The organism is Curvibacter lanceolatus ATCC 14669 (assembly GCF_000381265.1).
GTDB lineage: Bacteria > Pseudomonadota > Gammaproteobacteria > Burkholderiales > Burkholderiaceae_C > Curvibacter > Curvibacter lanceolatus.
The window spans coordinates 794,287-814,813 of sequence record NZ_KB906253.1 but is presented as its reverse complement, the minus strand read 5'-3'; the positions used below and the strand labels follow the sequence as shown (position 1 = coordinate 814,813).

General features: G+C 68.0%; 16 protein-coding genes. 9 read left to right on the top strand and 7 right to left on the bottom strand.

From position 1 onward, the window contains the following. Positions 1-21 precede the first annotated feature (21 nt). Positions 22-2,121 carry a flagellar biosynthesis protein FlhA gene (locus tag F624_RS0103930; RefSeq protein ID WP_019572962.1) on the top strand — a complete coding sequence of 700 codons (2,100 nt, stop codon included), beginning with the start codon at positions 22-24 and terminating at the stop codon, positions 2,119-2,121. Here the strand turns inward: F624_RS0103930 and F624_RS32135 are convergent. From F624_RS32135 to F624_RS0103900, 6 genes are all read right to left on the bottom strand, one after another. Further along, the gene (locus F624_RS32135) at positions 2,102-3,178 is read right to left on the bottom strand and encodes a hypothetical protein (RefSeq protein WP_019572961.1); all 1,077 of its coding nucleotides are present in this window, start codon (positions 3,176-3,178) and stop codon (positions 2,102-2,104) included. The two genes, F624_RS0103930 and F624_RS32135, sit on opposite strands and share 20 nt — an antisense overlap. 156 nt (positions 3,179-3,334) lie before the next feature. Then, on the bottom strand, positions 3,335-4,222 hold the full coding sequence (locus F624_RS0103920; protein ID WP_031253997.1) for a flagellin N-terminal helical domain-containing protein: 888 nt from the start codon (positions 4,220-4,222) through the stop codon (positions 3,335-3,337). Positions 4,223-4,467: 245 nt separating this feature from the next. Continuing rightward, positions 4,468-5,133 (bottom strand): methionine ABC transporter permease, encoded by a 666-nt coding sequence (locus F624_RS0103915; protein ID WP_019572959.1) that lies wholly within the window; start codon positions 5,131-5,133, stop codon positions 4,468-4,470. Beyond that, a complete protein-coding gene (locus F624_RS0103910; RefSeq protein ID WP_019572958.1) occupies positions 5,114-6,292 on the bottom strand; it encodes a methionine ABC transporter ATP-binding protein in 1,179 nt (392 codons plus the stop codon). Before F624_RS0103910 ends, F624_RS0103915 begins: the two co-directional genes overlap by 20 nt. Continuing rightward, on the bottom strand, positions 6,289-7,113 hold the full coding sequence (locus F624_RS0103905; RefSeq protein ID WP_031253989.1) for a MetQ/NlpA family ABC transporter substrate-binding protein: 825 nt from the start codon (positions 7,111-7,113) through the stop codon (positions 6,289-6,291). The genes F624_RS0103910 and F624_RS0103905 overlap by 4 nt, the downstream gene beginning before the upstream one ends. 159 nt (positions 7,114-7,272) lie before the next feature. Then, the gene (locus F624_RS0103900; RefSeq protein WP_084679398.1) at positions 7,273-8,274 is read right to left on the bottom strand and encodes a TauD/TfdA dioxygenase family protein; all 1,002 of its coding nucleotides are present in this window, start codon (positions 8,272-8,274) and stop codon (positions 7,273-7,275) included. Between the two features lie 306 nt (positions 8,275-8,580). On the opposite strand from F624_RS0103900, the gene F624_RS0103895 reads away from it, so the two are divergent. The 6 genes from F624_RS0103895 (at position 8,581) to F624_RS0103870 (ending at position 16,002) form a co-directional block, all read left to right on the top strand. Beyond that, complete coding sequence (locus tag F624_RS0103895) at positions 8,581-9,822, top strand: acyl-CoA dehydrogenase family protein (protein ID WP_019572955.1); 1,242 nt, start codon at positions 8,581-8,583, stop codon at positions 9,820-9,822. A gap of 50 nt (positions 9,823-9,872) precedes the next feature. Further along, the gene (locus F624_RS0103890) at positions 9,873-11,204 is read left to right on the top strand and encodes an acyl-CoA dehydrogenase family protein (RefSeq protein ID WP_169426541.1); all 1,332 of its coding nucleotides are present in this window, start codon (positions 9,873-9,875) and stop codon (positions 11,202-11,204) included. A gap of 65 nt (positions 11,205-11,269) precedes the next feature. Further along, positions 11,270-12,673, top strand: a complete 1,404-nt coding sequence (locus F624_RS0103885) for an LLM class flavin-dependent oxidoreductase (RefSeq protein WP_019572953.1) — start codon at positions 11,270-11,272, stop codon at positions 12,671-12,673. A 289-nt stretch (positions 12,674-12,962) separates the two neighbouring features. Further along, positions 12,963-14,033 carry an ABC transporter substrate-binding protein gene (locus tag F624_RS0103880; RefSeq protein ID WP_019572952.1) on the top strand — a complete coding sequence of 357 codons (1,071 nt, stop codon included), beginning with the start codon at positions 12,963-12,965 and terminating at the stop codon, positions 14,031-14,033. A 26-nt stretch (positions 14,034-14,059) separates the two neighbouring features. Next, a complete protein-coding gene (locus tag F624_RS0103875) occupies positions 14,060-15,145 on the top strand; it encodes an ABC transporter permease (protein WP_031253984.1) in 1,086 nt (361 codons plus the stop codon). Beyond that, positions 15,139-16,002, top strand: coding sequence for an ABC transporter ATP-binding protein (locus F624_RS0103870; protein WP_084679397.1), 864 nt, complete (start codon positions 15,139-15,141; stop codon positions 16,000-16,002). Before F624_RS0103875 ends, F624_RS0103870 begins: the two co-directional genes overlap by 7 nt. Before the next feature lie 24 nt (positions 16,003-16,026). Here F624_RS0103870 and F624_RS0103865 read toward each other — a convergent pair whose 3' ends face one another. Beyond that, positions 16,027-17,226: an aminotransferase class V-fold PLP-dependent enzyme gene (locus tag F624_RS0103865; protein WP_019572949.1), complete on the bottom strand. Its 1,200-nt coding sequence runs from the start codon at positions 17,224-17,226 to the stop codon at positions 16,027-16,029. 168 nt (positions 17,227-17,394) lie between these two features. On the opposite strand from F624_RS0103865, the gene F624_RS0103860 reads away from it, so the two are divergent. Both F624_RS0103860 and F624_RS0103855 read left to right on the top strand, forming a co-directional pair. After that, complete coding sequence (locus F624_RS0103860; protein ID WP_019572948.1) at positions 17,395-18,444, top strand: amino acid ABC transporter substrate-binding protein; 1,050 nt, start codon at positions 17,395-17,397, stop codon at positions 18,442-18,444. After that, positions 18,441-20,378: an ABC transporter permease subunit gene (locus tag F624_RS0103855; RefSeq protein ID WP_019572947.1), complete on the top strand. Its 1,938-nt coding sequence runs from the start codon at positions 18,441-18,443 to the stop codon at positions 20,376-20,378. The genes F624_RS0103860 and F624_RS0103855 overlap by 4 nt, the downstream gene beginning before the upstream one ends. The last annotated feature ends 149 nt before the right edge of the window (positions 20,379-20,527 follow it).

Sequence of the window (20,527 nt, the reverse complement as noted above, 5' to 3'; positions counted from 1 at the left end):
CCTGAAGAGAGTCTGACCGCCATGAATCTGCTGCCCCCCCGCGTCGTCGAGCTGTGGCGCCGCCACAGCCACGCCACGCCCCTGATGGTGCTGGCCCTGCTGGCCATGATCATCCTGCCGCTGCCGCCAGCGGTGCTCGATGTGCTGTTCACCTTCAACATCGTGCTTTCGATCATCGTCATTCTGATCAGCGTGTCGGTGAACCGTCCCCTGGAGTTCTCCACCTTCCCGACGGTGATCCTGGCCACCACGCTGATGCGCCTGACCCTGAACGTCGCCTCCACCCGCGTGGTGTTGCTGCATGGTCACGAAGGCACCCACGCCGCGGGGCAGGTGATCGAGGCCTTCGGCAACGTGGTGATCGGCGGGAACTTCGTGGTCGGGTTGGTGGTGTTCGTGATCCTGATGATCATCAATTTTGTGGTGGTCACCAAGGGTTCGGAGCGTATTTCGGAGGTGTCGGCGCGGTTCACTCTGGATGCCCTGCCAGGCAAGCAGATGGCGATCGACGCGGATCTCAATGCCGGCCTGATCAACCAGGACAAGGCGCAGACGCGCCGCCGCGAGGTGGCCATGGAGGCCGACTTCTATGGCGCCATGGACGGCGCCTCGAAGTTTGTGCGCGGCGATGCCGTGGCTGGCATCCTCATTTTGCTGATCAACATGATCGGCGGCGTGGCGATCGGAGCCTTCATGCACGACCTCTCGCTGGGGGACGCCTTTCGCCAATATGCGCTGCTGACCATTGGCGACGGCCTGGTGGCCCAGATCCCGGCCTTGCTGCTGTCCGCGGCGGCGGCCATCATCGTGACCCGGGTAAGCGATTCGGGGGACTTCGAGACCCAGGTCAGCGCCCAGTTGCTGGCTTCGCCGCAGGCGCTGTACAGTGCGGCCGGGGTGATGCTGGTGCTGGGCCTGATTCCGGGCATGCCCTGGGTCAGCTTTGTGGGCTTTGCCCTGGTGTTGGCCTGGGTGGGCTGGCGCATGGCCAGGCGCGCCAGCGCCCCGGCGCCCGGGCTGGATGCGGCCGCACTGGCGCCAGCCCTGCTCAACGCAGAGCCACCTGCCGACATGGATTGGCGCAGCCTGCCGGTGGTTGAGCCGCTGCTGGTCACGCTGGGGTTTCGCCTGGTGGGCCTGATCGACAAAAGCCAGGGTGCACCCCTGATCAAGCGCCTGAAAGGGGTGCGCCAGACCCAGAGCGAGAGCCTTGGCCTGTTGCTGCCAGCGATCCCGGTGCGTGATGACCTGGTCTTGAAGCCTGCTCAGTACGCGATCGCAGTTGGCGGCACGGCGGTCGCTCGCGGCGAGGTGCGCCACGATTGCCTCATGGCCATCCCGTCGCCCCACCTGTATGGCGAGGTGGACGGTGCGCCGGGCACGGACCCTGCCTATGGTCTGCCGGTGACCTGGATCGCCCCTGAGACCAAGGCCCATGCCCTGGGCCTGGGCTACCAGGTGGTGGACGTACCCAGCGTGATTGCGACCCATGTCAGCAAGGTGGTGCGTGAGCACCTGCCCGAGCTGTTCGGGCACGAGGATGCCATCGAGTTGACCGAGCGCCTGGCTGCGTTGGCACCGCGGCTGGCCGAGGCATTGGGCAAGGCCCTCAGCCCCACCCATCTATTGAAGGTGCTGCGCATTCTGTTGGCCGAGAACGTCTCCCTGAAGAACATCGTCCCGATTGCCACCACCTTGCTTGACACGGTTGAGACCACCAAAGATCCAGTGCTGCTGGCGGCGGAGGTCCGTTGCACGCTGCGCCGTCAGATCGTGGAGTCCCTGGCGGGTCCCCGCGCCGAACTGAAGGTCTTCAACCTGACCGGCGAGCTGGAGAACATGTTGCTCGCTGCCCTGAGCCAGGCGCGCCAGGGTGGTGCCAAGGTGGCCTTGGACAACTTCGCCATCGACCCCAACCTGTTGTCCCAACTGCAGGTGCACATGCCGCTGGCCCGCGACCAGATGAAGCAGCAGACGCTGCCTCCGCTGATGTTGGTGATGCCGCAGATCCGCCCGCTGCTGGCACGTTACGCGCGCCTGTTTGCGCCGGGGCTGAACGTGCTTTCCTACAACGAGATCCCGGAGAACCGTGAGATCAGCGTCATCGGAACGGTGGGCTGAGCACCACCAGCACCTCGGCCGCCGCGCGGAACAGGGCCGGTGGCAGCGCCAGCCGCGCCAGGGCCTGGTGGGCGTTGGGCATTGGCGGGGCGAACACGGGCAATGTACTGTGCAACACGTGGCAGCGCATCAGGCGCAGCCCGGCACAGGCGAGCCGGGCGGCCAGCAGGCTCAAACGTCCGCGCAAGCCTGGCACCAGCGGGGCCTGATCGGTGGCCAAGGTGAGGAGCACGCCCGGAGGGCTCAAGGCCAGGTCAACCAGCACCGAGTCCCCCTGGGGATGGCGCATCAACAGTCGCATGCGCAGGCCCAGGTGCGTGTCTGCGGATCGGGCGCCAGGCTCGCCTTTGCCAGGTCGCCACAGGCAGAACGCCAGGGGCAGCCCTTGTGGTGACACGGTTTGCCACAGCAGCAGCGTTTGCTGCGGTCGGGGCAACAAGGCCTCGTCGACGCTGGGCTCAGCGGCGTTTCGCGGGGCGGGCCCGGACCGGAGGAAGGCCATGCCCATAGCCTGCATCGGGGTGTTCGCGAAGGCCTCTGGCTGCGTGCCGCCGTCGAGTGAGTCGGCCCGTCGCTGCTGGAGCAGAGTATGGGTGGCCAGGGCGAGCCAGCGTGTGGCCAGGGTGGCGGCGTCGGGCAAGGGTTGGGCGAACCGGCGCATGGCCGCCTGGTCGGGTTGCAGCGCTGGCGATGGCAGGGTGTCCTGAGTGGCCAGGCCCGCGTCGGGCGTGTTCATATCAGGTGGCAAGGCGTTGCCCAGACGATCGAGCAGGGCCAGTTCCAGTTGGGGGCTGGTGGCCAGGACTTTGACCAGCAGAACCTGGCCCGGCTCCAGCCGCAGCCCGGCCAGGGCGTCTGCGCTGAGGCGCCAGCGTTGGCCTGCTGGGCCGCTCATCAGCAAATCGCCTTCGAGGTCGTGCGCGACTTCCAGTTGCAGCAGGTCTTCCGGGCGGATGGCGTCTGGCGATGCATCGCTCCCCTGCGTCGGGCCCGGCGTGCGTGTCAGCGCAGGCGTCGGCGCCACCGGGCTGGGGCCCATCACGCGTTCGAAGGCCATGGGTCTGCTCCAGGCGGGTTGAAGGGACGGTGCGGGGTATGAGGTGGCCGCTTGCCCCGGAAAAGAGCCAACCGCGTGGTGCGGTTGGCTGGTGGCCTGAGGCGCCGGGCGCACCTGGTGCGCTCGGGCGTCCGCTCAGGTTGCGCCGCCTGGGGCTTATTGCATCAGCGACAGGGCCAACTGCGACATGCTGTTGGACTGCTTGAGCATGCTGGTGCCGGCTTGCATCAACATTTGCTTGGTGGTCATGTTGGCAGTCTCGGATGCATAGTCCACGTCCATGATGCGGCCCTTGGCGGCTTCGGTGTTGGTGCTCATGTTCTGCAGGTTGTTGAAGACGTGGTCCAGGCGGTTGGAAGCCGCGCCGAGAATCGAGCGCATCGAACCCACTTCGTCAAGTGCGGTGTTCAGTGTGGTGATGATGCCGTTGGCGCTGGTGGTGCTGGCCAGTTCGGTGCCGGGGGTGCCCGGGGTTGTGTAGGTGCCGCTGGCATTGCCCAGCGCGGTGGCGACAGCGGTCAGCTGGGTGCCGCTGTCCACGGCCATGGTTTCGCCGGCGCTGGCGCCGATCTGGAAGGTCAGGCTGGTGGTGCTCAGCAGGCCCGAGGCGCCTGTGGTCGTGGTGCCGTTGCTGAACAACTGGGTGCCGCCGAACGAGGTGTTCTTGATGATGTTGGCCATTTCCTTGCCCAGCGAATCGTATTCGGCCTGCATGGCTGTCTGGTCCTTGGTGGTCGAAGAGGCCGTGGCGGCTTCGGTGGCCAGATCCTTCATGCGCTGCAGGATGCTGGTGACTTCGCCGAAGGCGCCTTCGGCGGTCTGCATCATCGAAATGCCGTTTTGGGTGTTGCGTTGTGCCACGGCCATGCCGCGGGTCTGGGCGTCCAGACGGGTGGCGATCTGCAGACCGGCTGCGTCGTCCATGGCCGAGTTGACGCGGTAACCGGTGCTCAGGCGGGTCAGCGAGGTCGACAGTGCCTTGTTGGTGGAGCCCAGGGCGGCTTGGGCGGAGAGAGAGGCAGCGTTGGTGTGCAGGCTAAGCATGATTGATTGCTCCAGGTTGGGTTGCATGCGGGCATGCGTTCTCGATGCCCGTACCTTAGCTGGGCGACCCCCGGCAAGCGAAACTTAAGCCCGCGCCAAAAATTGATGGCACCACCTCAAGAAAACGAAGGCTCACCAGGTGCAGGGCATGCTGCTCGCGTGACCCGCGTCGGTGCGCCGTCGCTGCTGCGACGACCGGCCAGGGGCAGAATCGCCGGTGCTTCGGTTGTGGAGCCTACCGGCCCTCAACGGCTGCGCAGATGCCGCACCCAGCGGTCGCCGGCAAACTGCACGCTGCACACCAGCGCGATCAGCAGCACGATCACCAGCACCATCACCTGGGTGTCGAAACGCTGGTAGCCATAGCGGATGGCGATGTCACCCAGGCCACCGGCCCCCACCGCGCCCGCCATGGCCGAGGCGCCGATCATCGAGACCACGGTGATGGTGAAGCCGGCCACGATGCTGGGCAGGGCCTCAGGCAGCAGCACATGCCAGATGATGTGCCAGCGTCCGCAGCCCATGGCCTGGGCGGCTTCGATCAGGCCTTTGTCGACCTCGTTCAGGCCCACTTCGGAGATGCGGGCAAAAAAGGGCGTGGCGCTGATGGTCAGGGGCACCACGGCGGCCCACACGCCGATGGTGGTGCCCGTCACCCAGCGGGTGAACGGAATCAGCGCGACCAGCAAGATGATGAAGGGCGTGGCCCGAAAGCCATTCACCAGGCTGCCCAGCAGCCGGTTCAGGCGCGGCGAGGCCAGCAGGGCGCCTGGCGCCGACAGCACCAGGAAAACGGCCAGCGGCAGGCCCAGCAACAGCGCCAGACCGGCCGACAGGCCGACCATGGTCAGGGTGTCCGCCAGGCCTTGCAGCAGGCGCTCGATCACGATGTCAGAGATGGCGTTCAACATAGCCCAGGTCCTTGGCTTGGTGGCTCAATTGGTGTTTCAGCACGGCTTGGGCGCCGGGGCCCATGCCTTCGATGGCCAGCACCAGTCGGCCATGGGCGTGCCCTTGCAGTTGCTCGATGCCGCCATGCAGCAGGCGTGGCGCGCCTTGCAGCACCGTGGCCAGGCGCTGCCAGTCGGGCAGCAGGTCGGTCTCGCCGGTGTAGCTCAGTTCGATCAGCCGGTCAAAGCGGGGCGGGGCGCCGGTCAGGGCGTGGGCTGCCGAGGGAGGCTTGAGGTGCAGGCGCTGTTGCAGTTCGACCGGCAGGCCATGGGCCAAGGGGGCCAGCAGGGCGCGGGTAGCCTCGTGGCGCGGTGCACCAAACACCTGCCAGACGGGGCCTTGCTCCACGGGTTGGCCTTGTTCCAAGACCAGCACCTGGTGGCAGATCTCGCGGATGACCGCCATCTCGTGGGTGATCAGCACGATCGTCAGCCCGAGCTGGCGGTGGATGTCCCGCAGCAAGGCCAGGATCGCCTGGGTGCTCTCCGGGTCCAGGGCCGAGGTGGCCTCGTCGCACAGCAGGATCTCGGGACGGTGTACCAGGGCCCGGGCAATGCCCACGCGCTGTTTCTGGCCGCCAGACAGGCGTGAGGGGTAGACGTCGCGCTTGTCGCTCAGGCCCACCAGGGCCAGCAGCTCATCGACCCGCCGGCGGATCTCGGCAGCCGGGTGGCCCGCCACCTTCAGGGGCAGGGCCACGTTTTGCCACACCGTCTTGGCCGACAGCAGGTTGAAGTGCTGAAACACCATGCCGATGCGCCGGCGCAGCGCGACCAGCTGGCGTTCGCCAAATTGGCTGATGTCTTCGCCATCGACCAGCACGCGGCCCGAGCTCACCGATTCCAGCCGGTTGATGGTGCGCAGCAGGCTGGACTTGCCCGCGCCACTGCGCCCGATGATGCCGAAAATCTGACCCGGCTCGATGTGCACATCGATGCCTTGCAGCGCGTCGCGGCCCGAGGCGGCGCCCGGGTAGCGCTTGCTGACCTGTTCGAAGCGCACCGAGCCACGGGCCCGGGTTTCGGCTTGGGCTTGGGGCCCTGCCGCCGGCTCGGTGGTGGGCACCAGGCTTGGGGCGGGCAGCGTGTCGGCCTGGGCCTGGCGCAACACGGCGCTCATGGCTTGCCGACCCAGGGCAGCACGAACAGCTTGCTGTCGCCGCCGTAAGACTTGAGGATGCGGGCACGCACGGCCGGCGAGTCCTGGTACAGCTTCACGAACTGCTTCACGCGCGGGTCATTGGCGTTGTCGTTGCGGGTCACGAAGCGGATCGCAAAGTACAGGTCGTCGATGTCGGAGTAGAGCAGGGCGTGGCTGGCAAATTCAGCCTGGCCCGCGTTCACGAAGTGCGAGGGGTAGCCCTGGGCCAGGTCCACGTCGTCGATGGCGCGCACCAGCTGCGGGCCCTCCACCTCGACGAACTTGAACTTCTTCGGGTTGCCGACCACGTCGTTCAAGGTGCCGCGCCAGCCGGTGCCCGGGCGCAGCTTGATCAGGCCGGCCTTCTCGAGCAGCAGCAGGCCACGGCCCTGGTTGACCGGGTCGCTGGCCACCGCGATGCGGGCGCCCTCCTTGAGGTCATCGAAGCGCTTGACCTTCTTGGAAAACAGGGCCAGGTTGTTCAGCACGCCCAGGCCCACGCTGCTGAACTTGTAGCCGGATTCCTTGATCGCGTTGTCCAGAAAGGCCTGGTGCTGGAAGTAGTTGATGTCGAGGTCACCCGAGGCGAGCGCGGTGTTGGGCGTCGTCCAGTCGGTGAACTCGATGACCTTGACGTCCAGGCCCTTTTGCCGGGCCTCGCCTGCGGCGACTTCGATCGAATCGGCCAGGGCACCGGGGGTGACGCCGATCTTCAGCGGAGCGGCCAGGGCCAGGGTGCTGCACAGCCAGGCACTCAGGGCGAGTGCGGCAGTGGCCAATCGGTGGGTGGATGTTTTCATGGTGTGGGTCGATGGTGATGGGTTTTGGACGAGGGACGGCTTGCGCTTGTGGTCCCGACGCGCGCATTCGAACAAAGCAAGGCCGTGCGATCAAACAAGCATTTCAAATTTGCATAGACGTGAAACGTCGCAGAGCCCGCCCGGCCGCCACCCAGGCCCTCATTGATTGCCGGCGTGGTGGGCCAGCAGTGGGTGGCCTTCGAGAGCGCGCGAGGGCTGGCCGTCCACCCCCACCGGCACCTCGCCTTCGAGCGTGATGCGGTAGAGCTGGCGGTCAAAGTCCAGGTCGAAGATGTCGGTGGGCGCCACATGGGCCGTGGCCCGGTTGTCCCAGAAGGCGAGGCTGCCGGGCTGCCATTTGAAGCGCACGGTGAATTCGGGGCGCACCACGTGCTCCCACAGCAACTCCAGCAGCACGCGACTCTCGCGCGGGCTCAGGCCCACCACCTGCTTGAGAAACGAGGGGCTGACAAACAGTGCGCGCTCGCCGGTGTCGGGGTGCACGCGCACCAGCGGGTGCTCGCTGACCAGGCGGGCCTCGCCGACCAGGCGCTGGTACTCCTCGGTGGCCTGGGCGCCGGGCGGAGCGCTGAACTGGTGGCGCCCCCACAGGGTGTCCACAAAGCCGCGCAGGGGGGCCGACAAGGCCTGGTAGGCCGCGACCAGGTTGGTCCACTGGGTGTCGCCACCGTAGGGCGGAATCACCACGCCGCGCAGCAAGGAGGCGGCCGGCGGGTTGATGGCGGCCGTCACGTCGGTGTGCCAGCCGCTCCAGGGGCGCAGTTCGCTGCTGCCCACAAAGCGGTTGGCCTGGCGGTGCTTGGCGATCGAGTACACCTCGGGGTAACCGGCCACGTGGCCGAACACCGGGTGGCCGATGGTGGGCGCGCCGAACTGGCGGGCCAGTGCAATGTGCTGTTCGTGGCTCAGCGGCTGGTCATGGAAGAACACCACCTTCCACCGCCGCAAGGCGGCCCCGATGCCCGCCACTTCGGCCGGCGACAATGGCTGGCGCAGGTCCACCCCGGTGATCAGGGCGCCCGTGTGGGCCGACTGCGGGTGCACCTGATGGGCCGGGTCAAACCCGCTTGCATGGGGCCGTGCGGGTGGAGCTTGCGTTGCCTCGGGGCGCAGGTCTGGGGGCAGGGTGACATCGTTCATGGGCGGGTTCCTGTTGGAGCTGGGGCTGGGCCTGGGCGAAGAACCGCCTGCAGGCGGCCTCGAAAATTCTGCGGCGGGCCTCCTCTGACGCGTAGCCCGAAATTCATCTATCCATATGTGCAGGCCCTGGGGCGGCGAGGCGGGGCGTGCATGAGCTCATGACCGAAAGTTTTGAGTCTGTTGCCATGCAGTTTTGATCGTGGCCCTGGCGGGGGCACCGCCCTAGCATCAGGCCACGGCGCGCCGCGGGACCTTCCCCCTGAGCGCGCCTTGACTGTGCCTTGCCCCCTGACCTGAAAGAAGCCGATGTCCGAGACCCTGCTGGCCGACGCGCCCGTCCCAACGCAATCCCCTGTGCCGCCTGCTGCCAAGGCGCCCGATCTGGCCGAGCTGAAGCGCCGGGTGGCTGCGCTGTTGCCGGCCGTGCGCGAAGGGGCCGAGGCGCGTGAGCGAGACCATGTGTTGCCTCGCGAGCAGGTGCGCTCGCTGGTGGCGGCCGGCTTGCTGACGCTGCGCATTCCCGTGCGCGATGGCGGCCCGGGCGGCTCGGTGCGTGAGCTGATCGAGCTGGTGATCGACATCGCAGCGGCAGACTCCAACGTGGCCCAGGCCCTGCGCCCGGGCTTTCTGTTTGTTGAAGGGTTGCTGGCCGGCCCCGATGAGGCGGTGCGCCAGCGCTGGTGGCCGCGCTGCCTGCGCGGTGACTTCATTGCCAATGCGGGCTGGGAGATTGGCGGCGCCAATGGCGCCATCGCCACCCGGCTGCGCCGCGAGGGCGATCACTTCCGCGTCAAGGGCAGCAAGTACTACAGCACCGGCGGTCTGTATGCCGACTGGATCAGCACCGTGGCCCTCGACGAGCAGGACAAAGAGGTCCGTTTTGTGCTGCCGCGCCACCGCGAAGGCCTGGAGCTGCTCGATGACTTCGATGCCATGGGCCAGCGCCTGACCGCCAGCGGCACCACCCGGCTGAACGATGTGCGGGTGGAGGCGGCCGACATCGTGCCCCACCCCACGGGCGGCCTGGCCGAAGGGCGGCGCACCGTCGTCACGCCCCTGGCCCAGCTGTTTCTGGGCGCGGTGCTGGCCGGCATTGCCCGCAATGCCTTGCATGACGCCGTGGCCTTCGCCCGGCTGCACGCTCGCCCGATCAAGCACAGCTCGGCCAGCCGCTCGGTGGACGACCCCTATGTGGAGCTGTCGGTGGGCGAGATCTCGGCCCGCGCCCTGGCGGCCGAGGCCGTGGTGCTGCGTGCCGCCGAGCGCATCGACGCTGCCTGGGCCGCCGGGCTGGACCAGGACGCCATCGTGCATGCCTCGATCGACGTGGCCCAGGCCCAGTACCTGGCCTCGGAGTCGGCCCTCAAGGCGGCCGAGCTGCTGTTTGATGTGGGGGGTGCTTCCACCACCTCGCGCCGGCACAACCTGGACCGCCACTGGCGCAATGCCCGCACCGTGAGCAACCACAACCCGCGCCACTGGAAGGCAGCGGTGGTGGGGGCCTGGCAGCTCAAGGATGCCCTGCCGCCGGCCTCGGGCCTGTTCTGAAGCCCGCTGTTTTGACCTGGTCAGGCTTGCCTGGCCTTTTGGAGATGCCCATGCCCCGTGTCGATGTCACCTTGCGCAACCCGCGTGACCATGCCATTGCCGTCTACGCCGACGAGTTGGCAGCCGAAATCGCCAAGACGGCGGCCCAGCACGATGCGGCCGGCAGCTTCCCGCACGACCATTTCGACATCCTGACCGCGCGCGGGGCGCTGCGCCTGACCGTGCCGCAAGCCCACGGTGGCGAGGGCTACTCGCTGTACGAAACCCTGATTTTTCAGGAGCGGCTGGCGCGTGGCAGTGGCTCCACCGCCTTGGCGTTGGGCTGGCATCTGATGGTGTTCGGCTACCTCGGCCACACCCTGCGCTGGCAACCCGAGGCGCTGGCCAGCCTGGCCGCCGATGCGGTGCAGCGCGGACAGCTGATCAATGTGCTGGTCACCGAGCGCGAAGCCGGCAACCTGCTGCGCGGGGCCCGCCCCGGCACGGTGGCGCGCCGCGTGGAGGGGGGGTATGTGCTGAGTGGGCGCAAGGCTTTTTGCTCGTCGGCCCCCCGGCTGCAAAAGATGATCGTCTACGCCTGGGTCGAGGACGAAGGCCGGGTGGCCGAGTTTCTGGTGCCACGCACCGAAGGTGTGCGCGTGATCGAGAACTGGAACACCCTGGGCATGCGCAGCACGGGCAGCCACGACATCGCCTTTGACCAGGTGCAACTGCCGCCCGAAGCCCTGCTGAGCTACATCGAGCTGGGGCAGGTGGGTTCGTTCACCGTGGCCAGCCGCGCCTATGGGCTGCAGCTGTCGGCCGTCTACCTGGGCGTGGCCCGGGCGGCGCGCGACTTTGCGCTGGGCTTTGCCGACCGCTACCACGCCCAGAGCCTGGGCAAATCGGTGCTCGAAGCCCCCCAGGTGCAGCAGCGCCTGGGCGAGATCGAACTGCTGCTGGGCGCCAGCAAGACCCTGCTGTATGGCCTGGTCGAGCGCTGGGAGCGTCACCCGCACCTGCAAGCCGAGTTTGGCGACGAGGTGGCCATCACCAAGGTCACGGTCAGCCGCAACGCCTTGCGGGTGGTGGAGCTGGCCATGGCCATCGTGGGCGGGCATTCGCTGTCGCGCGATCTGCCGCTGGAGCGCTACCTGCGCGATGTGCAGTGCGCCCAGTTCAACCCACCGCAAGAGGACACCGTGGTGGCCTCGCTGGCCAAGGCGGCCATCACCCATTGGCATGCCGACCACCCCGCGCCCGTTGAAGCTGCTGAGCCGGCAGCTCAAGCCGCCCAGGCCCCCGTGACCGTGCCACTGGCCCCTTCCGTGACGGCCGAAGCCGTCGACCCCGCAGAAGCCGCAGAAGTCGCCGACGCTGCTGATGCTGCCGTGGCGGCCTGAGCCCAGGGCCCTGGCGCCCATCCTTTCACATTGAACCCAACCGGAACCCGAATCCCGGAACCCCTATGCCCAAGAAACAACTGCTGCTCAACGCCTTCAACATGAACTGCGTGGGCCACATCCAGCACGGACTGTGGGCCCACCCGCGGGATCGATCCACCGAGTACAACACCTTGTCGTACTGGACCGATCTGGCGCGCACGCTGGAGCGGGGTCTGTTTGACGGCCTGTTCATCGCCGACATCCTGGGCGTGTACGACGTCTACCAGGGCAATGTGGATGTGACGCTGCGCGAGTCGGTGCAGCTGCCCGTGAACGACCCGCTGCTGCTGGTGTCGGCCATGGCGGCCCACACCCGGCACCTGGGCTTTGGCGTGACGGTGAACCCGCTGTCGGAGCTGCCCTACCTGCTGGCCCGGCGCTTTTCGACCCTGGACCAGCTGACCCAGGGGCGTTTTGGCTGGAACATTGTCACAGGCTACCTCGACAGCGCTGCCCGGGCCCTGGGCCTGCCGAACCAGATCGCGCATGACGAGCGCTATGACCGGGCCGATGAGTTTCTCGAGGTGCTCTACAAGCTGCTCGAAGGCAGCTGGGAGGACGGCGCCGTGCGCCGCGACAAGGCAGCCCGCGTGTTTGCCGACCCCGCCCGCGTGCACAAGGTGCGCCACCAGGGCCGCTATTACCAGGTGGAGGGCTACCACCTCAGCGAGCCCTCGCCGCAACGCACACCGGTGCTGTTCCAGGCCGGTACCTCGGGGCGCGGTCAGCTGTTTGCCGCCCGCCACGCCGAGGCGGTGTTTGTCTCAGGGGGCGACAAGGCCCAGGTGCGCCAGTCGGTGCAGTCGCTGCGCGAGGCCGCCGTGCGCGCCGGGCGGCGCCCCGAAGACCTCAAGATCGTGCTGGGCGTGACGGCGGTGACCGGCGCCACCAGCGCCGAGGCCCAAGAGAAGCATGCCGACTACGTGCGCTACGCCAGCCCCGAAGCCGGCCTGGCCCACTTTGCGGCCAGCCTGGGCCTGGACCTGTCGCACTACGACCTGGACGAACCCATCGACTTCAGCCCGCCCACCCAGTCGATCCAGTCGGCCGCGGCGGCTGCGCGGCAAAAGGGCTGGACGCGCCGCCAGCTGCTGCAGCAGTACAAGCTGGGCGGCCGCCACCCGGCCCTGGTGGGCAATGCCTCGCAGGTGGCCGATGCCTTGCAGGCCTGGGTGGATGAGACCGGCGTGGACGGCTTCAACCTCAGCCGCACCGTGGTGCCCGAGAGCTTTGTCGATTTTGTGGACCACGTGGTGCCCGAGCTGCAGAACCGCGGCATTTACAAGACGGCCTACACCGAGGGCACGCTGCGCCACAAGCTGTTCGGCCAGGGTGACCGCCTGCCCGATCACCACGCCGCAGCCCAGTTCCGCCACCGGGTGGAGCCGGCCAGCGCCCAGGCCGACAGCGAAGCCGCCTTGGCCTGAAGCACTCCCCTGCGCCGCTGCCGCAGGCGGCAGGCCGCCCCACGCCCCGGTCGTTGACGCGGGGCGTTGCTGTTTTTGGAGCCGATCTGGCTCAGCACCCCCTGTTGTCCATGTGTTGATATTTATCAACATTTAGCAGATATCCATCCGCCTTTTAAGAGCTTCTCCTCGCAACCCGTGGTTTCTACAGTGGGCTTTGTCCTGGTCGACGCGCCGGGCTCGACACCCTTGAGCCCGGCGGGCCGGCTTTCCCTGTTCAGGCCCTTGTAGGCCAATCCGAGGAATTGCCATGTCTGTGTTGGATCCCCAGTTGTCTTCAAACCCTGCTTCAAGCCCGGCCTCATCGCTGGCTTCATCGCCGGCCTGGAGCCGACGCCGTGCCCTGGGCACCCTGGCCGCAGGCGGCCTGAGCGGTGCCGCCCTGATGGGGGCGCCCTGGGTGCGCGCTGCCGGTGGCAAGAAGCTCACCCTGTCGTGGAGCGGCACGGCCCTGTGCCTGCTGCCCGTGGTGGTGGCCCGTGACCGCGGCTTTTTCGAGAAAAACCAGGTCGATGTGGACGTGATCAACTTTGCCGGCTCCAGCGACCAGGTGCTGGAGTCGCTGGCCACCGGCAAGGCCGATGTGTCGCTGGGCCTGATCCACACCTGGCTCAAGCCGCTGGAGTCGGGCTTTGATGTGAAGGTGGTGGGCGCGGCGCACGCGGGCTGCATCCGCGTGCTGTCGGGGCAAGACTCCAAGCTGAGTTCGGTCGACAAGCTCAAGGGCGCGGTGATCGGTGTGGGCCAGCCCAATGGCTTTGGCCGGCAGTTCATGTCCACCTACCTGGCGCGCAAGGGCATCAACCCCGACACCGAGGTGGAGTGGAAGACCTACCCGCCCGATACGCTGGACGTGGCCTTCAAAAAGGGCGAGATCAACCTGATCGTCGATGCCGACCCCAACCTGTTCCTGATCGAGCGGCGCAACCCAGGCCAGTTTCGCGAGATCGCCAGCATCCTGACCGGTGACTTCAAGGACCGCCTGTGCTGCCTGATCGCCGCGCGGGGCGCCCTGGTGCGCGAGAACCGGCCCCAGGTGGCCGCGGTGGTGCGCTCGCTGACCCAGGCGGCCCTGTTCATCGCGGAGAACCCGGGCGAGGCCGCCAAGGTGGCCCTGACCTACCTGCCGCAAAAGGTGACGGCCGCGGACATCCGCAGCATCCTGACGGCCCAGCTGGATTACCGCCACCACCCGCAGGGCGTGGCGCTGCGCAACGAGATCGAGCAATACGCCGCCGACCTGAAGAACGTGGGCGTGCTCAAGAAGTCGACCGACCCGGCGCGCTTCGCCAACTTCCTGACCGTGGATGTGCTGGCCTGAGGCCGCTGCAAAAGGAGGACCCAACCATGAGTCAAGCATTGAAGGTGCTGCCGCTCCCGGCAGCGGATCTGGACGAAGCCCCGCGCGAACCGGTGGCCCCCGAGGCGTCGGCGCCGGTGCAGGCGGCGGCACCGGGGCCGGCGTCGGCTCGCTTCTGGCGCACCGGCTTTCTGGCCGCGGCGGCCTGGATCATCGAAGGCCTGCTGGTGCGCTTCTGGCCCAACCAGGTGGCGGGTTTCACCGACTGGGCCTTTACCGAAGAGTTCGGGCTGGCCAATGTGGCCGTGGGCGGGGTCATCCTGGCCCTGGCCTTGTCGTATGGAGGGCTGGCTCGGCTGCCACAGTTGCGCGACGGCCTGCGCCTGAGCGGGCGCTGGTTGGTGGCCTTGCCGGTGCTGCTGCTGGTGTGGCAGGTGCTGACGGCCAAGCTGACCGTGCTGCCCGGGCCCTTCTTCGCCCCACCGCAAAGCCTGGTCGAGGTGTTTGCCGAAGACTGGAGCCGCCTGGGCCTGTCGGTGGCGCATTCGGCGCGGCTGCTGCTCAACGGCCTGCTGCTGGGGGCGCTGGTGGGTTTCATCACCGGCGTGGCCATCGGCTGGTCGCGTGAGGTGAACTACTGGGTGCACCCGGTGCTGCGCTTTCTGGGGCCGGTGCCTTCGTCGGCGCTGCTGCCGATTGCGTTCTTTCTGGCCCCTTCGAGCTATGCCGCCGCGGTGTTCCTGGTGGCGCTGGCCACCTTCTTCCCGGTGGCGGTGCTGACCTGGTCGGGCGTGGCCTCGGTCAACAAGTCGTATTACGACGTGGCGCGCACGCTGGGGGCCTCGAACCTGTTCCTGGTTTGGCGGGTGGCCATCCCGGCCGCCCTGCCGCAGGTCTTTGTGGGCCTGTTCATGGGTCTGGGCGCCTCGTTCACCGTGCTGGTCACGGCCGAGATGATGGGCGTGAAAGCCGGCCTGGGCTGGTACCTGCAGTGGGCGCAGGGCTGGGCCGCGTACTCGAACATGTTTGCCGCCTTGTTGGTGATGGCCGTGCTGTGCTCGGGCCTGATCACCTTGTTGTTCACCTTGCGGGACCGTGTGCTGTCCTGGCAGAAAGGAACCGTGAAATGGTAAGCCTCGCCTCCCTCCGACCGACCTTGCGCCGCGTCCCCCAGCCCGCCTCAGAGGCTCCGGCCCCCCAGGCTTCCCAGCCTGCTCCCCAGGCCGTGCGTGGCGTGGGCTCGCGCATTGACATCCGCGATGTCAGCCATGCCTTCGAGACGCCCGGCGGCCTGCTGCCGGTGCTGGACCACGTGAACCTGACGGTCGAGCCCGGCGAGTTTGTGGCCTTGCTGGGGCCCAGCGGCTGCGGCAAATCCACGCTGCTGCGCCTGGTGGCCGGGCTGGAGCCGGCTGCCTCGGGCGACATCACGCAAGACGGTGCCCCCATCACCCGGCCCGACCCCTCGCGCATCGTGGTGTTCCAGGACCCCACGCTGTTCCCCTGGCGCCGCGTGCGCGACAACGTGGCCCTGGGGCCGCAGGCCCGCGGTCTGCTGGCCCAGCAGGGCGAGCGGGTGGATGAGGCCTTGCGCCTGGTGGGCCTGTCGGCGTTTGCCCGCTCTTACCCGCATCAACTGTCGGGTGGCATGGCCCAGCGCGTGGCACTGGCCCGCGCCCTGGTCAATGACCCCGAACTGCTGGTCCTGGACGAGCCCCTGGGCAAGCTCGACTCGCTGACGCGGCTGCAGATGCAAAGCGAGCTGATCAACTTGTGGCAACGCAAAGGCTTTTCGGCCCTGCTGGTGACCCACGACGTGGAAGAGGCGCTGTTTCTGGCCCAGCGCGTGGTGGTGTTCAGCGACCGCCCCGCCCGCATCCAGGCCGAGCTGGTGGTGGACCGCCCCTACCCGCGCCACCGCGGCGACCCCTATTTGGCGGACTTGCGCCACCAGGCCCTGCACCACCTGGGGCTGGACGCCACCTGGTGAGCCAGGCGCCCCAACCCGAGCGCATCAGGGCGCAGGGTAGGGGGTGCTGGACACGGGCTGCTGCAGCAGCCGGCGCAGGCCGGGGTCACGGGCAAAGCGCCCGGTGACGGCCAGGATCAGGTCCACGTCGGCCTCGGTGTTGTAGCCCCCCAGCGAGAAGCGAAGCGCGCCGCTGTCGAGCAGGTTGCACATCACACGCTGCGAGTACAGGTACTTGCGCAGCGCATAGGCCAGCTCGTGGCGCAGGCACACGATGTGGCTGTCTTCGCCCGGCAGCTTGGACGACAGCAGCTGGTAGCCTTGTTGCCGCAGGCCCGCGTCCAGACGCCGGGCCAGGCCCAATGTCCAGGGTGCCAGGCGATCCACCCGGGCCTCTTCGATCAGCAGCAGGGCACGCGCCAGGCCATAGATGGCCGGGTAGTTGATGTTGCCGCCTTCGAGCCTGCGTGCATCGTGCAGGTCGCTGCAGCGCAGGGCCCAGCCCGGCACGCTGCGGTCCACCTGGTTGACGGCTGAGGCGCCCAGGTGGGTTGGGTGCAGGCGCTCCAGCAGCGCGGGTGCCACATACACAAAACCCAGGCCCAGCGGCCCGTGCAAGGCCTTGTAGGCGCCGCATGCCAGCGCGCTGATGCCCCAGGTCTGCACATCCACCGGCAGCAGCCCCACGGTCTGGATGCCATCCACCACCAGGGCGATGCCGGCGTTGCGGCAGCGCTCGCCCAAGGCCTGCAGGTCGATGCGAAAGCCGGTGCCGTACTGCGCGTGCGACACCGCCACGATGCGGGTGCGCGCATCCACGCGCTGCCAGAGGGCCTCCAGCGTGATGCGGTGGTCAACGGTGGCCGCGACGCGCACCTCCACACCGCGGTGGCGCAGGTTGAGCCAGGGCACCACGTTGACAGGGTGCTCCTGGTCGTCGATCACCAGGTTGTCGCCAGGCTGCCAGGGGTAGCCCTGGGCCACCAGGTTCAGGCCCTCGGTGGTGTTCTTGGTGAAGGCGATCTGGCCGGCTTCGGCATGGATGAGCTGGGCCACCTGGCGGCGCACGCTTTGCGCCGCCGCCAGCCACTCGGGCTTGTCGGAGCGCCCATGCGTCAAGCGGTCAAAGAACACCGCCACGGCCTGGCTCACCTCGGGCGACATGGGGCTGCTGTAGGCCTGGCAGGCATAGGCCTTTTGCAGGGCCAGGGGAAAGTAGGCGCGAAAGCGTGTGTGCCAGTCCATGTCGGGCGGCTCCGTGGTGAGGGGGCAGGCGGGGAGGGGTGGGTGCCGATTCTTTCGCACCGGCGGGTGGTCGCAAGGATGTTTTTCTTCTGCCGGTATTCAAAACGATTCGTAGGCGCACACGGGCGCGGGCGCGATGCTGACGGCCTCAACCCAAGGATGCCCCCCATGTCTGTTCGTTCTGTCCTGGCGCGCTGGCGCCAGTCGCTGCTTGTCTTGTCGGCCCTGGGCCTGAGTGCGCTGGCCGCTGCCCCGGCCCAGGCCGGCACCACGGTGGACACGATCCGCAAACGCGGCCAACTGGTCTGTGGCGTGAGCCAGGGCTCGGCCGGCCTGTCGCTGGCCGATGGCCAGGGGCGCTGGAGCGGGCTGGACGTGGACTTTTGCCGCGCCCTGGCCGCGGCCGTGCTGGGCAATGCCGACAAGGTGCGCTATGTGCCGCTGAGTTCGCAGCAGCGTTTTCCGGCCCTGCAGTCGGGCGAGATCGACGTGCTCAACCGCAACACCACGGTCACCTCGGGGCGCGATGCCGGCCTGGGCGTGACGGCGGCGGCCATCGTGTTCTACGACGGCCAGGGCTTCATGGTGCCCAAAAAGTTGGGCGTGAGCTCGGCGCGCCAGCTCGACGGGGCCCAGGTCTGCGTGCAGCCAGGCACCAACAATGAGCAGAATCTGGTGGACTGGTTCAGCACGCACAAGCTCAAGTACCGCTCGGTGGTGATCGAGAACCTGGTCGAGCTGGAAAAAGCCTTTTACAGCGGCCGCTGCGATGTCTACCTGTCGGACGCCTCCACCCTGGCCGCCAGCCGCTCGGCCCGGGCCGGCAACCCCGACGACTACGTGATCCTGCCAGAGCGCGTGAACAAGTCGCCGCTGGCACCCTGGGTGCGCGACAGCGACACCAACTGGATCGACATCGTGCGCTGGACGGTGCACGCTGTGGTGGCGGCCGAAGAGCTGGGCATCAGCTCGGCCAATGTGGACAGCTTTCTGACCAGCAAAGACCCACAGGTGCGCCGCCTGCTGGGCGTGGACCCCGGCATCGGCAAGAGCTTTCAGCTGGATGAACGCTGGGCCTACAACGTGCTCAAGGCGGTGGGCAACTACGGCGAGATCTGGGATCGCAATGTGGGCCCCAAGACCCCGCTGAAACTGGAGCGCGGCCTGAACGCGCTGTGGAACAAGGGGGGCCTGCTGTATGCGCCGCCCTTTCAATGAGTGGGCCTGATTTCGGCTTTTTGGGCCAGCGGGCCGGCTTTCAGATCGCCGAAAGCTGGCTGGCGGCTTCGGCCGATGACTCGTTTGCCTGGCTGATCGCGGCCGGCCTGCTCAACACGCTGACCGTGCTGTTGCTGGCCGGTGTGGGCGCCACCTTGGGGGGCACCGTGCTGGGCCTGGCCCGGCTGTGGCGCCAGCCCCTGGTGCGCCGCCTGCTGGATGGCCTGGTGGAACTGCTGCGCAACACCCCGGTGTTGCTGCAGCTTTTTCTTTGGTACTCGCTGCTGTTGAAGTTGCCGCCGCTGCGTGAGGCCTGGCACCCCTTGCCGGGCCTGTGGTTGTCCAACCGCGGGCTGGCGGTGCCCGCGCTGCACCTTGCCGAGGGCAGCGACTGGGGCCTGGTGCTGGAGTGGCCCCAGTTGCAAGGCCTGGGCCTGAGTGGGGGCTGGTTGCTCAGCCCCGAGCTGGCCGCCCTGGTGTGGGGCCTGGCGGTGTTCCATGCCACCTACCTGTCGGACATCGTGCGCTCGGCCGTGCTGTCGGTGCCCCTGGGGCCGGTGCAGGCCGCTCGCGCCCTGGGCATGCGCCCCGCCACGGTGGCGCGCTGCGTGGTGCTGCCGCTGGCCCTGCGCAGCGCCTGGCCACCCTATGCCAACCAATGCCTGGCCCTGCTGAAAAACAGCACGCTGGCGCTGGCCATCGGCTACCAGGACCTGATGGCCATCCTGAACACCACCATCACCCAGACCGGCCGAGCCCTGGAGGGCATATTGCTGGCCGCTGTCTTCTACCTGGGCCTGAGCGGCCTGCTGGCCGCCACCGTGGCCTGGCACAACCAGCGCGCCAATCGGCACGGCTGGCTGGCCGGCAGCATGGCCCGACTGAGCCAGCTGGACGGGCCGCTGCCACTGAGCGCCCACGCGCTGTGGGGGCGGCCGCTGCAGGCGCTGCTCAACGCCGGTGTGTTGCTGGGCCTGGCCTGCGGCCTGGTGCTGGGCGTGCAGTGGGCAGTGTGGGGCGCCGTGTGGAGCGGGCCGGCCAGCGCCTGCGAAGGTGTCAGTGCGGCCTGCTGGGCCGTGCTGGACGCCAACCACCCCTTGTTGCTGTGGGGCACGGTGCCGGCGCCCCAGCGCCTGCAGGCCGCACTGGCCTGTGCCGGCCTGTTGGGGCTGGCGGCGTTGTGGGTGCTGCCCAGCCCGCACCTGGGCTGGCGGGTGCGGGCCTGCGGCAGTGCCAGCTTGGCCGCCTTGATTGCAGCGGTGCTGTGCGGACTCTGGCCCGGCGGCCAGCCCCTGCCCACGGCCGATTGGGGGGGGCTGCTGGTCACCCTGTTTCTGGCCGAAGCGGCCCTGCTGCTGGCCCTGCCGCTGGCGGGCCTGCTGGCTTGGGCCAGGCGTGGCGGGCGTGGCCCAGCCCGTGTGCTGGCCCTGGCCTTGATCGAAGGCCCACGCGCCATGCCCCTGGTGGTGCAGTTGCTGCTGGTGTCGTTCTGGGGCCCGCTGCTGTGGCCCGAGGCCAGTGGCTCGAACAAGTTCTGGTGGGCGCTGGCGGTGCTGGTGCTGCACACCGCCGCCCAATTGGCCGAAGTGCTGCGTGGCGCCCTGCAGGCCCTGCCGGCCAGCCAGTGGCAGACGGCCCTGGCCCTGGGCCTGCGCCCGCGCCAGGCCTTTGCCAGCATCGTCTGGCCCCAGGCCCGCCGCCTGGCGGCCCCGGCCGCCCTGGGCGTGTTTGTGGGCGCGGTGAAGGACACCTCGCTGGTCATGGTCATCGGCCTGTTCGACGTGCTGCACGCCGCCAAGGCCGTGCTGGCCGACACCGGCTGGCGCGCCCACGACCTGGAGGTGTATGGCGCGGTGGCGGTGCTCTATCTGCTGCTGTGCTGCCCGTTGTCGGCCCTGGCGCGGCGGTTGGCGCGGGATGTGGGGGTGAGGTGAGGGGGGCGCGTGCAGTAGGGCTCGTTACGCCGTACCTAGTTCTCGTTCAGGTGCTGGAGATGTGGTGGTGTTTCTGGCTGATAGGATGTCTGGGAACGGCCAACGTCAGCCATTCATTGTCTATGCAGAATCCGTTGCCAGAATCAGAC

Coding starts and splice junctions, on each gene's coding strand:
- F624_RS0103930 (WP_019572962.1), top strand. CDS start 22: ATGAATCTGCTGCCCCCCCGCGTCGTCGAGCTGTGGCGCCGCCACAGC.
- F624_RS32135 (WP_019572961.1), bottom strand. CDS start 3,178: ATGGCCTTCGAACGCGTGATGGGCCCCAGCCCGGTGGCGCCGACGCCT.
- F624_RS0103920 (WP_031253997.1), bottom strand. CDS start 4,222: ATGCTTAGCCTGCACACCAACGCTGCCTCTCTCTCCGCCCAAGCCGCC.
- F624_RS0103915 (WP_019572959.1), bottom strand. CDS start 5,133: ATGTTGAACGCCATCTCTGACATCGTGATCGAGCGCCTGCTGCAAGGC.
- F624_RS0103910 (WP_019572958.1), bottom strand. CDS start 6,292: ATGAGCGCCGTGTTGCGCCAGGCCCAGGCCGACACGCTGCCCGCCCCA.
- F624_RS0103905 (WP_031253989.1), bottom strand. CDS start 7,113: ATGAAAACATCCACCCACCGATTGGCCACTGCCGCACTCGCCCTGAGT.
- F624_RS0103900 (WP_084679398.1), bottom strand. CDS start 8,274: ATGAACGATGTCACCCTGCCCCCAGACCTGCGCCCCGAGGCAACGCAA.
- F624_RS0103895 (WP_019572955.1), top strand. CDS start 8,581: ATGTCCGAGACCCTGCTGGCCGACGCGCCCGTCCCAACGCAATCCCCT.
- F624_RS0103890 (WP_169426541.1), top strand. CDS start 9,873: ATGCCCCGTGTCGATGTCACCTTGCGCAACCCGCGTGACCATGCCATT.
- F624_RS0103885 (WP_019572953.1), top strand. CDS start 11,270: ATGCCCAAGAAACAACTGCTGCTCAACGCCTTCAACATGAACTGCGTG.
- F624_RS0103880 (WP_019572952.1), top strand. CDS start 12,963: ATGTCTGTGTTGGATCCCCAGTTGTCTTCAAACCCTGCTTCAAGCCCG.
- F624_RS0103875 (WP_031253984.1), top strand. CDS start 14,060: ATGAGTCAAGCATTGAAGGTGCTGCCGCTCCCGGCAGCGGATCTGGAC.
- F624_RS0103870 (WP_084679397.1), top strand. CDS start 15,139: ATGGTAAGCCTCGCCTCCCTCCGACCGACCTTGCGCCGCGTCCCCCAG.
- F624_RS0103865 (WP_019572949.1), bottom strand. CDS start 17,226: ATGGACTGGCACACACGCTTTCGCGCCTACTTTCCCCTGGCCCTGCAA.
- F624_RS0103860 (WP_019572948.1), top strand. CDS start 17,395: ATGTCTGTTCGTTCTGTCCTGGCGCGCTGGCGCCAGTCGCTGCTTGTC.
- F624_RS0103855 (WP_019572947.1), top strand. CDS start 18,441: ATGAGTGGGCCTGATTTCGGCTTTTTGGGCCAGCGGGCCGGCTTTCAG.